Annotated in this window: 7 protein-coding genes; 1 reads left to right on the top strand and 6 read right to left on the bottom strand. The window is 33.7% G+C overall.

The features are described from left to right. Positions 1-3 precede the first annotated feature (3 nt). The 6 genes from ileS to gdhA all read right to left on the bottom strand — a co-directional run bounded on the left by ileS (position 4) and on the right by gdhA (position 12,153). Complete coding sequence (gene ileS / locus LUU93_RS14065) at positions 4-3,405, bottom strand: isoleucine--tRNA ligase (protein WP_232681776.1); 3,402 nt, start codon at positions 3,403-3,405, stop codon at positions 4-6. Positions 3,406-3,609: 204 nt separating this feature from the next. Further along, positions 3,610-5,529 (bottom strand): hypothetical protein, encoded by a 1,920-nt coding sequence (locus LUU93_RS14060; protein WP_232681775.1) that lies wholly within the window; start codon positions 5,527-5,529, stop codon positions 3,610-3,612. Between the two features lie 56 nt (positions 5,530-5,585). Further along, the gene (locus LUU93_RS14055) at positions 5,586-7,478 is read right to left on the bottom strand and encodes an outer membrane protein assembly factor BamB family protein (RefSeq protein ID WP_232681774.1); all 1,893 of its coding nucleotides are present in this window, start codon (positions 7,476-7,478) and stop codon (positions 5,586-5,588) included. A 130-nt stretch (positions 7,479-7,608) separates the two neighbouring features. Continuing rightward, positions 7,609-8,322 carry a DNA repair protein RecO gene (gene recO / locus LUU93_RS14050; RefSeq protein WP_232681773.1) on the bottom strand — a complete coding sequence of 238 codons (714 nt, stop codon included), beginning with the start codon at positions 8,320-8,322 and terminating at the stop codon, positions 7,609-7,611. Between the two features lie 73 nt (positions 8,323-8,395). Beyond that, positions 8,396-10,678 carry a type IX secretion system anionic LPS delivery protein PorZ gene (porZ, locus tag LUU93_RS14045; protein ID WP_232681772.1) on the bottom strand — a complete coding sequence of 761 codons (2,283 nt, stop codon included), beginning with the start codon at positions 10,676-10,678 and terminating at the stop codon, positions 8,396-8,398. Positions 10,679-10,809: 131 nt separating this feature from the next. After that, entirely contained in the window at positions 10,810-12,153 is a 1,344-nt protein-coding gene (gene gdhA / locus LUU93_RS14040) for an NADP-specific glutamate dehydrogenase (protein WP_232681771.1), read from the bottom strand. A 323-nt stretch (positions 12,154-12,476) separates the two neighbouring features. Here gdhA and LUU93_RS14035 point away from each other — a divergent pair, with 323 nt between their 5' ends. Next, the gene (locus LUU93_RS14035; RefSeq protein WP_232681770.1) at positions 12,477-13,271 is read left to right on the top strand and encodes a THC0290_0291 family protein; all 795 of its coding nucleotides are present in this window, start codon (positions 12,477-12,479) and stop codon (positions 13,269-13,271) included. The last annotated feature ends 30 nt before the right edge of the window (positions 13,272-13,301 follow it).

The following is a 13,301-nucleotide window of genomic DNA, read 5'->3' as shown; positions in this document are numbered from 1 at the left end:
ATATTATTTTGAAATTAATATCAATGTTTTAATATCATCAAACTCAATTTCTGTGCCGTTTTCTAAAGCATCCACAAAAACCAAATTATCTGTCAGCGTCTCAGACTTAATATAGTCTTCGTTTTTAGAAACCGCTTCTGCTAAAGAACCGTTTCTTTTTATTTGTACTTTGATCTTATCAGTAACTTCAAATCCTGAATCTTTACGGATATTCTGAATCCTGTTTACTAATTCTCTCGCGATACCTTCGTTTTTCAATTCTTCAGATATTGTAATATCAAGCGCAACTGTAATTCCGTTTGAATTTGCAACCAGCCATCCTTCAATATCCTGCGATGTTATTTCGACGTCTTCTAGTGATAAAGTTACATTATTTCCAGCAATAACAATATCTAACGTTCCCTGCTTGTCTAATTGATTAATCTGATCTGCAGAAAAAGCTTGTATTTCCTTAGAAATCAATCCCATATCCTTTCCAAAACGTGGTCCAAGAGCCTTAAAATTAGGCTTAATCTGCTTTACTAAAATACCAGAATCATCGTCTAAAAGTGCAATCTCTTTCACGTTTACTTCGGCTTTTACCAAGTCAGAAATCGCTTCGATTTCAGCTCTCTGATTCTCGTCAAGCACCGGAATCATTACCTTTTGCAAAGGCTGACGTACTTTTATCATCTCTTTTTTACGTAATGATAAAACTAAAGATGAGATCGTTTGCGCCTTTTGCATTTTGCTTTCTAACGTTTTATTAACAAAGTTTTCGACAAATTTTGGAAACTCAGCCAAGTGAACACTGCTAAATTGCTCGGTTTGCGTTGAACTCGTTAAATCTCTGTACAATTTATCCATGAAAAAAGGAGCTACGGGAGCGCTTAATTTACTGATTGTTAACAAGCAGGTATAAAGCGTTTGATAGGCAGCAATTTTATCATGGGCATATTCACCCTTCCAGAAACGACGACGGCATAAACGAACGTACCAGTTACTTAAGTTTTCCTGAACAAAATCAGAAATTGCTCTTGTAGCCTTCGTTGGCTCATAATCTTCATAACATTCGTCAACAAATTTGACTAAGGTATGAAGTTCTGAAATGATCCATTGATCGATTTCCGGTCTTTCGTTTAACGGAATTTCTGCTTCAGCGTATTTAAATCCGTCAATATTAGCATATAACGAAAAGAATGAATACGTGTTGTACAGCGTTCCAAAGAACTTACGGCGAACCTCAGCAATTCCTTCAATGTCAAATTTTAAGTTATCCCAAGGATTTGCGTTTGAAATCATGTACCAGCGTGTGGCATCTGGGCCGTATTCTGCAATTGTTTCAAAAGGATCTGTTGCATTCCCCAGACGTTTAGACATTTTTTGTCCGTTTTTGTCCAGAACCAAACCATTTGAAACTACGTTTTTATAGGCTACTTTATCAAAAACCAAAGTTCCGATTGCGTGTAAGGTATAAAACCATCCGCGAGTCTGATCGACTCCCTCTGCAATGAAATTTGCAGGAAAATCTTTGTTCTCGTCAATTTTATCTTTGTTTTCAAAAGGATAATGCCATTGTGCATAAGGCATTGCTCCAGAATCAAACCAAACGTCAATTAAATCGCTCTCGCGTTTCATTGGCTTACCTGAAGCCGAAACTAAAGTAATCTGATCCACTACATTTTTGTGTAAATCAATTAAATCATAATTAGATTCAGACATGTTTCCGATTTCGAAACCTTTGAATGGGTTTTCTTTTTGAAAACCTGCTTCGATAGATTTCTCGATCGCATTGTATAATTCTTCAACAGAACCAATCAGAACTTCTTCTTTTTTATCTTCTGTTCTCCAGATTGGCAATGGAATCCCCCAATATCTAGAACGAGATAAGTTCCAGTCGTTGGCGTTTTTCAACCAATTTCCAAAACGTCCTTCACCAGTAGATTTAGGTTTCCAATTGATAGTTTCGTTCAGGTCGAACATTCTATCTTTTACATCGGTTACTTTTATGAACCAGGAATCTAGCGGATAATATAACAACGGCTCATCAGTTCTCCAACTGTGTGGATAACTATGTACGTATTTTTCAACCTTAAAGGCTTTATTTTCTTCTTTTAATCGAATAGCAATTTCAACATCAACAGAACGCTCTGGCGCTTGTCCTGCATCATAATATTCGTTTTTCACATATTTACCGGCAAGATCACCCATATGCGAAGTGAATTTTCCTTGTAAATCTACTAAAGGAACTGCTGTTCCGTTTTCGTCTAAAACCAACATTGGCGGCACTTCCGGTTTTGCTTCTTTTGCTACTTTAGCATCATCTGCACCAAAAGTAGGTGCTGTATGCACTACTCCTGTTCCGTCTTCGGTAGTTACGAAATCTCCGGTAATTACTCTAAATGCATTTTCGGCATTTTCGTATGGTAATACATAAGGCAATAATTGTTCGTAACGAATTTCTACTAAATCAGCTCCTTTTGCTTCAGCTACTATTTTATATGGAAGTTGTTTGTCTCCATTTTTTACTTTGTCGAAATCAGCATCGTCTTCACTTGCGAAAAATCCTTTCCCAAATTGTTTTCCAACTAAATTTTTAGCCAAAACAACATTGATTGGCTCAAAAGTATATTGATTGAATGTTTTTACTAAAACGTAATCGATTTTTGGACCAACTGTTAAAGCTGTATTCGATGGCAATGTCCAAGGCGTTGTCGTCCAGGCCAAAATGTGAACATCCCCAAAACCTTGTAAAAAGCTTGGCAATGTCTCCGGCAATGTTTTAAACTGCGCTACAATCGTAGTATCAGTAACATCTCTATAAGCTCCGGGCTGATTTACTTCGTGAGAAGACAATCCTGTTCCTGCTTTTGGAGAATACGGCTGAATCGTGTATCCTTTGTACAACAAACCTTTATCGTAGATTTGTTTTAAAAGCCACCAAACAGATTCCATGTATTTTGGTTTATAAGTTACATATGGATCTTCCATATCTACCCAATACCCCATTTTTTCGGTCAAATCATTCCATACGTCGGTATAACGCATTACGGTTTTTTTACACGCTTCGTTATATTCTTCGATAGAAATTGTTTTACCAATATCTTCTTTTGTAATTCCTAATTCTTTTTCGGTTCCTAATTCTACAGGTAAACCGTGAGTATCCCAGCCTGCTTTTCTTTTAACCTGAAAGCCTTTTTGAGTTTTATATCTGCAAAAAATATCTTTAATCGCACGTGCCATCACGTGGTGAATTCCCGGTAATCCGTTTGCTGAAGGCGGACCTTCAAAAAATACGTAAGGCTCTGCACCTTCGCGAGTAGTTACACTCTTTTCAAATATATTTTCTTTCTTCCAAAAATCAAGAACTTCCGACGCTACAGTTGGCAAGTCAAGTCCTTTGTACTCAGTAAATTTTGTACTCATTTTATCCTTTTCTTAAACGAGGTGCGAAAGTAAGGAATTTTGAATTATTGTCCATCAATTTCTTTAAATTTCACAAACTTTTGTTGGGATAATGGGTACAAAAACAAAAGAATTGGTCAATTTTTGGCAGTAATCTCAAATTTTTGAGCGAACAAACCAAAAACTAACCAATTCTAATTATTTTCCCGGAAGAATTAAAAAGGACTACTTAAATCCTCCGAAATAGACTTCTTTCATAAAAATTCGATTTCCAAAAACAGGATTTATTTCTACTTTTTCACGTACTTCCTGATAAATGGTTTCTCCGTTAAAATCTTCAATTTCGTAATTAATTTTATACGGTATTTTTCCTGAATTTAATGTTGGGACCGGACGGTAATCGCCATAAAGTCTTCTTTCAAAAAAGCTTTTATTTCCGTTGTCAAATTCTGTTTTTTCTGTCGAAACGATATTGTAATTTTCTTTATCAATAAAAACATGATAATCTGTTTTAGGAATCGTTCTGTTTCCTGAACTTAAGGTTTTTTCAAAATAGTTCAAATGATAACACAATCTTCCTTCGTACATTTCATCTTGCAAAACTTCAAAATTATTCCATAAATCAAGTCTTAAATCTGTAAGAAAATTAATTAAATCAACATTTTTAGATAAATTGTTGTAATCGTAAGTTGTCGATTTTGCCCATTTGGCATTTAAACCGCTTTCGCGATCGTCATGACTCCAGGCTTCTGCTCCATTTACAATTTCATAATAGGTTTCGGGCATTTTTTTCTTCAAAAGATAATTTGTGCTTGTCGCCCATTTTTCTTCTGTTTGGGGCACGTTATTTCCTTCTATAGAAAGTTTAGAAAAGTAATGTGCTTTTTCTACTTTTTTCAAAGCCTGGCTTCCCCCTAAATTATCTACTACTTTTGCCAGTAAATTTGCATTTGACTGGTATGGAATAGAATCCAGAAGATTAAATCTTTTAATTTTGCCTTTTTCTAAATAAGCTTCACGGCGTGCTTTTTCACTTTCCCATTCAGCATCCTGCTGCTCTATTTTTTCAAAAAAGGCTAACCTTTTTTCTTCTTTTTCTTCTGCTATTTTAAGACCTAGTTTTTTAAGATCTGCAAAACGTGTGGTATGGCTTCTTATTTTTTTATCGACAAAATAGCCGTTATTTACTTTTTTTACAATCGAAGATCCTCTGGAATCCTGTTTATCATTCTCGATAAGTAAATTAGCATACATTAATGCTTTTTCTTTGTTTTCAAGTAAAAAATAAGTTTCTGCTAAGTTGTTTGTTACTATAAACCGGATGTTTTCGTTTGCTGGTGAAGGCGGATATTTTACCAATAAACTTTCCAGATACTGCAAATGCGGCGTTAACGATTTTTCGTCTAAACCTTTTTCAAGTGTTACTTTTTCCATCTGAGCCGTAATTTCGTTCTCAAATGCCAGCATCTGATTGTATTCTGAATGTCCTTTTGAAGTTACAAATTCAAACTTTATTTTAGATTCGTCTATAGTATACTTTAATTTGTAGTTAAGATAGTTTTGTATTGCCTGAACAGAACTGTAAATTACTGTATCTAATCCTAACTCTGCAACGGTATAATTACCATCTTTCTCTGCTTCTGCAATTTTTTTATTATTCATATCTACTGCAGCTTTCAAATTATCTTTTTGATAGCCTCCTGCAATTAAATACGATTCGACAGTATTAAAATCTTTGGTTAACAGAAGCTTATCAGCACATTTTGCTTCCATTTTTATTTTTACACTATAATTAGAAAATGCCTGAAATTTCCAGCTATTTTCCTTTTTATCAAATACACTATCGATTTTTGTCGCTTTATATTGCGGCAGTTCGATGGTTAAATAAATTCTCAGTTTTCCGTTTGCAGGATCTTTTATAAAACCTTCTATGTTAAAATAATTTTTCTTCAATATAGGTTCTTCTTGTATTAACTGTTTATCCATTTGATAAAAAGTGGTCTGCGTTAATACATTATCAAGAACAGGATATTCCGGATATTTAATTACGGGTATATAAAATTTCTTTTTTCTGGAACTTATCTTTTCTTGTGCCTGAACTGAACCAATTACAAACAAGGCAATTAAGAGTACTATTTTTTTCATAGGCAAAAAAAAAGCCATCAGAAAAAAATCCTGATGGCTTTGAGTTTTTAGTTATCTTATTTTTTATTAAAAATCTGAATAGATTTATCAGACACATAAAAAATGTTTTGTGTCGCCGGATCTATTTCATAAACCGGCTGATTGTTAGTAAAAATGATTTTATCAACTTCAACTCCGTCTTTTTTACTCACTTTTACCAAAACTTTTTCTCCAGAATCTGCTTTTGCAAAAATATAAGAGAAGTCTCTGTTTTGTTTCATTGCATTAAAACGAGAATTGAACTTAGCCGCTACAATACCAAGAGCTGCTGCTCCGGCTGCATAATTTTTTGCCTGGTTCATGTTATTTTTATCTTCGTTTCTCACAACTGAAGTTCTCATGTTTCCGCTAGAATCACGGTATGTCATCGTTATTTCAGATCCTTTTACTTCACTTACTCCTGCACCAATACCTAAACCAATACTTCCTGCAATTGCAGCACTTTTTAAAAGACGTCTTGATGTTTCTCCCGGCTGTGAATACGTAAGGTGGTATTTAATTGTTCCATCCATATTAACTCCCATTACCTCAACCGGTCCGGAAAGTACAACTCCCCAAGGAAACAATTCGATACTGTTTAATTCTTTTTCTTTTTTGATGTTCACTTTAGCAAATGGCTCTGGTTTATCGCTGATGCTTGGATCAAATTTGTATAATTTCTCGTCGTTATATACTAAGTAAGAATTTGTAGCTTCGTCATAAGTAGGCAAAACCGGACGGTCTTTGTCAAACTGAATATTACGTTTCCAAAGTTTAACACCTGTTTTATAATCTACCATGTTTCCGTAAGTTCCTGTAAGGTACATTACTTTTTCTCCTACTTTTCCTAAGTAATAAATTGGGTCTTCTTTGTCATCAGAGATTTCAATGAATTTTTTCCAAAGTTTTTCTCCATCTTTGTTGATTAACATCATTTCGTTTTCTGCAACGTATAAGAAATCCTGATCGATAGGAATTACTCTTTTCAAACCATCTCCACGAGCATCTTTTTTCCAGATTTTTTCACCTGTTTTTAAGTCAAAAAAGTTGAAACCGCTGTAATGAGCAACTAATAATTTTGTTCCCCAATCTTCAAGATAAACTACTCTTTTTGTTTTAATAGATTCTTTCCAGATACTTTTTCCTGTTTCTGTATTTAAAACATTTAAATATTGTTTTGTAGAGAAAGTCCCGGCGTTATTTACTACAACAATGTTTTTATCATTTTGAGTTAAAAAGAATTTAGAATAATCTTCATCACCTTTCCAGTTCAATTTTCCTGAATTTCTGTCAAAAGAATATAATTTACCGTACAACAAATAGTAAATTACTGATCCGTGAACTGTAGCAATATTTGTATTTGCAGATTCTTTGAAAGAAAAGCTAAATAATGATTTTGCTTTATCTACAGTTGTATTCCATTTCAACTCACCTGTTTTCATATCTAATAAAGCAATTGCCATATCGCCGTCTTTTTTCAGCGTAAGCAAATACTCATCAGTTTCAGGAATAAAGTCTGATTGTGTTACCCAAAAAGATTCTTTTGATGAATTGTAAACAATTTTACCAGTATCTGTATTAATGATAATGTATTTATTGTTGATGTAAGCTTCAACATATGGGCTGCCCGGAACAGTTGTTAAAGCACTTTTGTCTTTAAAAACTTTTCCAAAATCAGGATCTGTTAAGATATCTCCTGCAGATGTAGCTCCAAAATCGTCTTTTGTTAAAGTCCATACCACTTTTTTAGTTTCAGGATCTAAACCTTTTACAGTTCCTCCTTCTTTAAAAACAACGATACCTGTAATTCCGTTTTGTACCAAATCCTGTACAGTGTTTTCTGTCTTAACAATTTCGTCGTATTTCCTTTGAGAAATGGCCGAAACGCTGACTAATAAAAGCAAAATAATCGAAAAAGTAATTTTTTTCATAGTAATTGATTTTTCATTAAAAATTTAATATTTGTCTGAGGCTAATATTTCTGAATCAACTTATTAAAAAAATGTTTAGTATTATTTTAATAAAAATTCGCTGCACAAATATATAAAAATAGGATTCAGTTTAAGAAAATATTTCTTTCAAAACTTCTAGTGATTTTGGCCTCTTGAATCCCTCTAAATGAAAGCTGTAGTAATCAATTAAAATCTTCAGTAAAACTTGTCTTTCAAGTACATGAAACACTTTTTGATTGTTATCAAACTTTAAATCGATTAGCTTTTTAAGCAAATTTGTTTCGTGTTCTGAAAGCACATTTCCGCCATGGGAAAATGTAAAAATACCGTCATTCATTTCAAAATGAGGCAGGTTAATTTCTGAAACATCTGGATAAAACCCTAAATATTTTGTAATTTCTAAAAGTAAAATCAAATGAAAATTAGAAATTTCATCATGATTATCCAGCCAAGTCAATGCGGTTTCTAAAAACAAGAAAAGGGATTCGTTTTTTTCTTCTTCCTGAATAGAATAATGAAGTATCTCTGACAGAAACATAACCATCGTACTTTTTACAATATCAGTATGGATGGTTTGAAAAGGGATTCCGTTTTTTATTTCTTTAAAATTTTCAAGAGTGCCTTTATTTTTATGAACAGCTTCGATTTCTAAAATCGATAATGGCTGGAAATACGCAATTTTATGACTTGCTTTTCTGCTCGAAAAAGCATCGCGCACAAAATAAGATTTCAGTCCGTTTGAAAGTGTAAAACATTTTACAATCAAGCTTTTTTCCTGAAATTTTAAAGATGAAATTACTATTGCTTTGGTTTTGACGAGCACAGGATTTTAGATTTTAGATTGCTGATTTTAGATTTTAGAAATCTAAATTTTAAACTGCCACTGAGACTGAAAACTATCGAATAATCATAACTTTCTTGACTTTAGTTTCCCCGCCGTCTTGTGCAGAAATAAAAATCATATAAACGCCTGATGCTACTTTATATTTTCCGAAAGCGGTGGTGTCCCATTCTATGGTTCCTCCTTCTGAAGTTGTTTCGTAAACCAGATTTCCTTCGATATCAGTAATTTTTATATTGGCTTTATCAATTAGACCGGCAACTTTTACTGTTCCGGAATAAGTTGGCCTAACCGGATTTGGATATACATAAACATTATTCAAATCTTCATTTGCTCCCGTTGCAATTCCTTTAAACGAAATCATTCCTTTGTTCGTTGCTATAAAAACTTCTCCGGTTGCACTATTAATTTTAATATCGTTTACAGTATTACTTGGCAAAGGCGAATTATTAATTGTAAAATGATATTTGGTTTCCTGACCATTTGGCGAAACCATAAAAACGCCAGAATCCGCAGTACCAATCCATTTATTATTGGCGCCGTCAACTACAATCGAAGTAATAAACTGCTCATACATTAATTCCTGAGCCAGATTATCTTCCATTATAATTATCGGATTTGCTTTTAACTGGCTTTCGGCCTGGAAATTTCCAACGTTCGACAAAACCCTTAATCCTTTTGTTGTTCCTATCCAAAGCTGATTTTTAGTATCGATTGCAACCGACCTTACATCTGCTGTCGGCAAATTTCCTGCATCGGTGCCAAAGGTCATTTTTTTGAAAGTGTTGGTGCTTTCGTTAAAGGCGATTACACCTTCATTGTTTGTAGAAATCCATTTTACGTTATTTTTATCAATAACGACATTAGCATAGCTTGTATTTTCGGCATTACTTAAAATTGTGCTTGTAGCATAACTCTGCCATTGGCCATCTGTTTTTAAAACTTTTAATCCGTTTTTAATTCGGCTGTTTGTTACCCATAGATTTCCTGTTCTGTCAAATGCAGTTCCGTTAATACGAACATCAATATAATTTGGACCTTCATATGTCAAAGTTTCTAAACCGCTGTTTTTTTCATTGTATAAAAAATTCGGAATATCATCTTCAATTCGCAATAATCCAGAGAAAAAAGAACTCGCATAGACTTGTTTTTCATTACTTGGATTTACAATAACACGAGTAATCGACTTTGCATCATAAACTTCTGAATATGGGATATTTAACCATTTTGAGTTGTTAAGTTTACTTATACCATAGCTATCTAAGTCATAAGGATTGTAATAAATATCGTAATCTCCATATACAGCCCAAAGAACATTTGGTGTAACATCAAGTGAAAAGATATTATTTCGTGAAGGACCGGTTGGTGTATTGTTTTCAAAAGTTCCAATTCCGGAAAATGTGGAAGAAAACACCCCTTTTTCTTTAGTTCCGATGTAAATTAAATCGCCAACTGCTGATGCACAGGAAAAGGTCAGATTAATGTCTGGAAGCTGCGTATTAACTATCTCACGATTTAAAATCATTTGACTGTTATATATGTAAACTGAACCTGAGGTTGTAATAAATAAATTGTGATTTACCGCACGCATATCAACAGAAGGCTGCGGAAGCTGTAAAAAACCAACAAAATTATTCGAATTATATCTGTGAATATTTCCTGTTGAATTAATTGCAATAAGTTCTGCATCTAATGTTGTAATACTTGACCAATTCCCCGTATTTACAACAGTCCACTGGCTATAATCGTTTAAATTTGGATTTGTAATATCTGCTCTTCTAATTCCGCTTGAAGTTGCCGCAAAAATAAATCCATTAAAAAAAGCGGTTTGTTTTATACTGATTTCTGCTCCGTTATCTCCTATAAAATAAGTATCTCCAAATTGTAATGTTGTCAAATTGAACTGCACAATTCCAAAATCGCAGGAAACATACAATAACCCGTTATGCTCCATTAAATGGTTAATCTTTTTAATACTAGCAGCTAACTGCTTATTAATGATGTCTACTTTTTTTATTATGCTGCCATCTGTTTCATTAATTATGATCATTAAACCGTTTTCATAACCAACAATTGTCTTTTTGAAACTTTCGCTATGATATACAGCAGAAATTGTCTGTCCGGAAAGTCCCTCGACAGTTGTTATTGTTTTTACCGCATTTGAAGCCGCATTTTTAGAAAACAAAGCATTTTCTGAAGCAGTAAAAACCGTTGTCGAAGATTCTGAAATATCTTTTATTTCATTAAATGAAAAATAGCCCTGCCAGGACAATTGACCTTGTGCAAAGCCAGATTGAAACAGTACTAAAAATAAAACGTAAAGAAACTTTCTTGTCATTTTTTACAGATAATCGGATAGACAAATATACTACAAACGAAAGTATTTGATTTTTCTTCTTCTACTAAATAAAAAAATGCTCTCGATTTATCCTTACGACAAATGAGAGCATTTTTCAATTGTAATTAATCTTAAACTACACCCTGAGCAAGCATAGCATCGGCAACTTTAACAAATCCGGCAATGTTAGCTCCTTTTACGTAGTTTACATAACCATCATCTCCTGCACCGTATTTTTTACATTGGTTGTGAATTCCAACCATGATATCTTTTAATCTTAAATCTACTTCTTCGCTTGTCCAGTTTAAACGAATAGAGTTTTGCGTCATTTCTAATCCAGATGCAGCAACTCCGCCGGCATTTGCCGCTTTACCAGGAGCAAAAAGTACTTTATTATCTAAGAACAGTTTAATAGCATCTAAAGTTGATGGCATATTAGCCGCTTCAGTTACACATAAAACACCATTATCAATAAGCTTTTTAGCATCCTCTCCATTCAATTCGTTTTGAGTTGCACATGGAATTGCAATATCAACTTTTACTTCCCAAGGGCTTTTTCCTTTGTGGAAAACTGCGTTTGGATATTTCTTTAAATAAAGTTCTGCTCTGTTGTCTCCAGTAGCTCTCATTTCAACCATGTGATCGATTTTTTCTCCAGAGATACCTTCTTCATCATAAATGTAACCGTCAGGCCCGGAAATAGTAACTACTTTTCCACCTAGTTCATTTATTTTTAATGCTACACCCCAGGCTACATTTCCAAATCCTGAAATAGCAACTCTTTTACCTTTAATTTCGTGACCAATAGTACGAAGCATTTGATCTGTAAAATAAACTACTCCATAACCTGTAGCTTCTGGTCTGATTAATGAACCACCGTAAGCAAGTCCTTTTCCGGTTAAAACTCCGGTAAACTCATTTCTAATTCTTTTATATTGACCAAATAAATAACCAATTTCTCTGGCACCAACACCAATATCCCCAGCAGGAACATCTAAGTCAGGACCAATATGACGGCATAATTCTGTCATGAATGACTGGCAGAAACGCATGATTTCTCCATCAGATTTACCTTCAGGATCAAAATCAGAACCTCCTTTACCTCCACCCATTGGAAGCGTTGTTAAACTATTTTTGAAAACCTGTTCGAAAGCCAAAAATTTTAAAACTGATAGGTTTACAGTGTGGTGAAATCTGATTCCGCCTTTATATGGACCAATCGCTGAGTTCATTTGAATTCTAAAACCTCTGTTTACGATTATTTCTCCTTTGTCATCAACCCAAGGAACTCTAAAAATTATAGATCTTTCTGGTTCTGCAATTCTAAGAAGTAAATTTTTCCCATCATATTTCTTTCTTTCTGCGATAAATGGAATTACCGTTTCTGCAAATTCCCTAACGGCTTGAAGAAATTCTGGCTCGTTTGGATTTTTTGACTCAACAAGAGCCATAAATTCATTTATTTTTTGTTCCATTTTACAATAAATTATTCAAATAATAGTTTTAAACTTAATCAATTACATAAGAAAATACATTTTAAGAAAACGTTTTCGTTATAACATACAAAGATATATCAAAATGATCATGGTTTGTTATTTTTTTTTGCTTTTGGAGCAGAATTGTGTATTTTTTAAACAATCTTAAAAATACAATTTTACACCTCCGAATTTACAGCAATTCACCACCTTTAAAGTCAGAAAATTAAGTATTTTGTTATTAAATTTTTAATAGAAGTGTATATTATTTTGATTCGTGTATGTTTTTTTTATATTTGCCAATATTTTGAAAGCCCCAAGAGATGTTTAAACACCTATATTTCACGATTTTCGCCTTATTTGGCATATCTACAATTGCTACCGCTCAGTCGGATTTTGCACAAGAAGTAGGAATTATATTCGGCCCTGTAACTTTTCAGTCGGATTTTGGACAAAGACATAATTTTGATACCAACGTGGGAAATACCGGTTTTGGTGTAGGAATTGTTCACTTTATTAATTTCTCTGCAAATAATAGCAGAGAAAGTTTCTTTACAGAACATTTTAAAGTTAGGTCAGAATTGTCATTCAATACCACAACTCTTAATCATTTTGGAGGTTACCTAGAAACCGCTAAAAACCAATTGGCCGTTTCACAGCTAAAAGCAATGAGCGGTAAATCTACTTTATTAAATCTTGGAGCCCAGTTAGAATTTTCTCCATTTATGAAAATTCACGATTTCGAAAATACTCCGGGCGGTTTTAGTCCGTATGTAAGTGTTGGATTTTTAGCATCTTATTACTCTACAAAAGTAAGCTCAACAATGGGTGAATTAGGAACTCCCGCAACAACTTTTCCAAAATACTTAACTCCTTCAGACGGGCATCAATATGGCTTTGCCAGTGAAAACGGAGTAGCTTTAGCAGCAACAGCTGGTGTTGGATTCCATCTTAAATTAACTCAAATGAGCGATTTAATGGTTGAGGGGCGTTTTCAAGCCTTTAGTTCAGACTGGATTGACGGTTTAAACCCAAACAAAGATCTTTACCCGGAAAATAAGTCAAATGACTGGCAGGTTTGGTTTAATGTTGGATATATCTATTACTTAGAATTCTAATTTTAAAGAAAAATTCCAAAATAAAAAAAA

Source organism: Flavobacterium soyae, from assembly GCF_021245985.1.
Classification (GTDB): Bacteria; Bacteroidota; Bacteroidia; order Flavobacteriales; family Flavobacteriaceae; genus Flavobacterium; species Flavobacterium soyae.
Note: the sequence above shows the minus strand (reverse complement) of the source record. Positions and strands in the feature narration are given on the sequence as shown.

Bases quoted from the DNA above. Each gene is read 5' to 3' on its own strand.
- LUU93_RS14035 (WP_232681770.1), top strand. From the start codon at position 12,477: ATGTTTAAACACCTATATTTCACGATTTTCGCCTTATTTGGCATATCT.
- LUU93_RS14060 (WP_232681775.1), bottom strand. From the start codon at position 5,529: ATGAAAAAAATAGTACTCTTAATTGCCTTGTTTGTAATTGGTTCAGTT.
- porZ (WP_232681772.1), bottom strand. From the start codon at position 10,678: ATGACAAGAAAGTTTCTTTACGTTTTATTTTTAGTACTGTTTCAATCT.
- LUU93_RS14055 (WP_232681774.1), bottom strand. From the start codon at position 7,478: ATGAAAAAAATTACTTTTTCGATTATTTTGCTTTTATTAGTCAGCGTT.
- gdhA (WP_232681771.1), bottom strand. From the start codon at position 12,153: ATGGAACAAAAAATAAATGAATTTATGGCTCTTGTTGAGTCAAAAAAT.
- ileS (WP_232681776.1), bottom strand. From the start codon at position 3,405: ATGAGTACAAAATTTACTGAGTACAAAGGACTTGACTTGCCAACTGTA.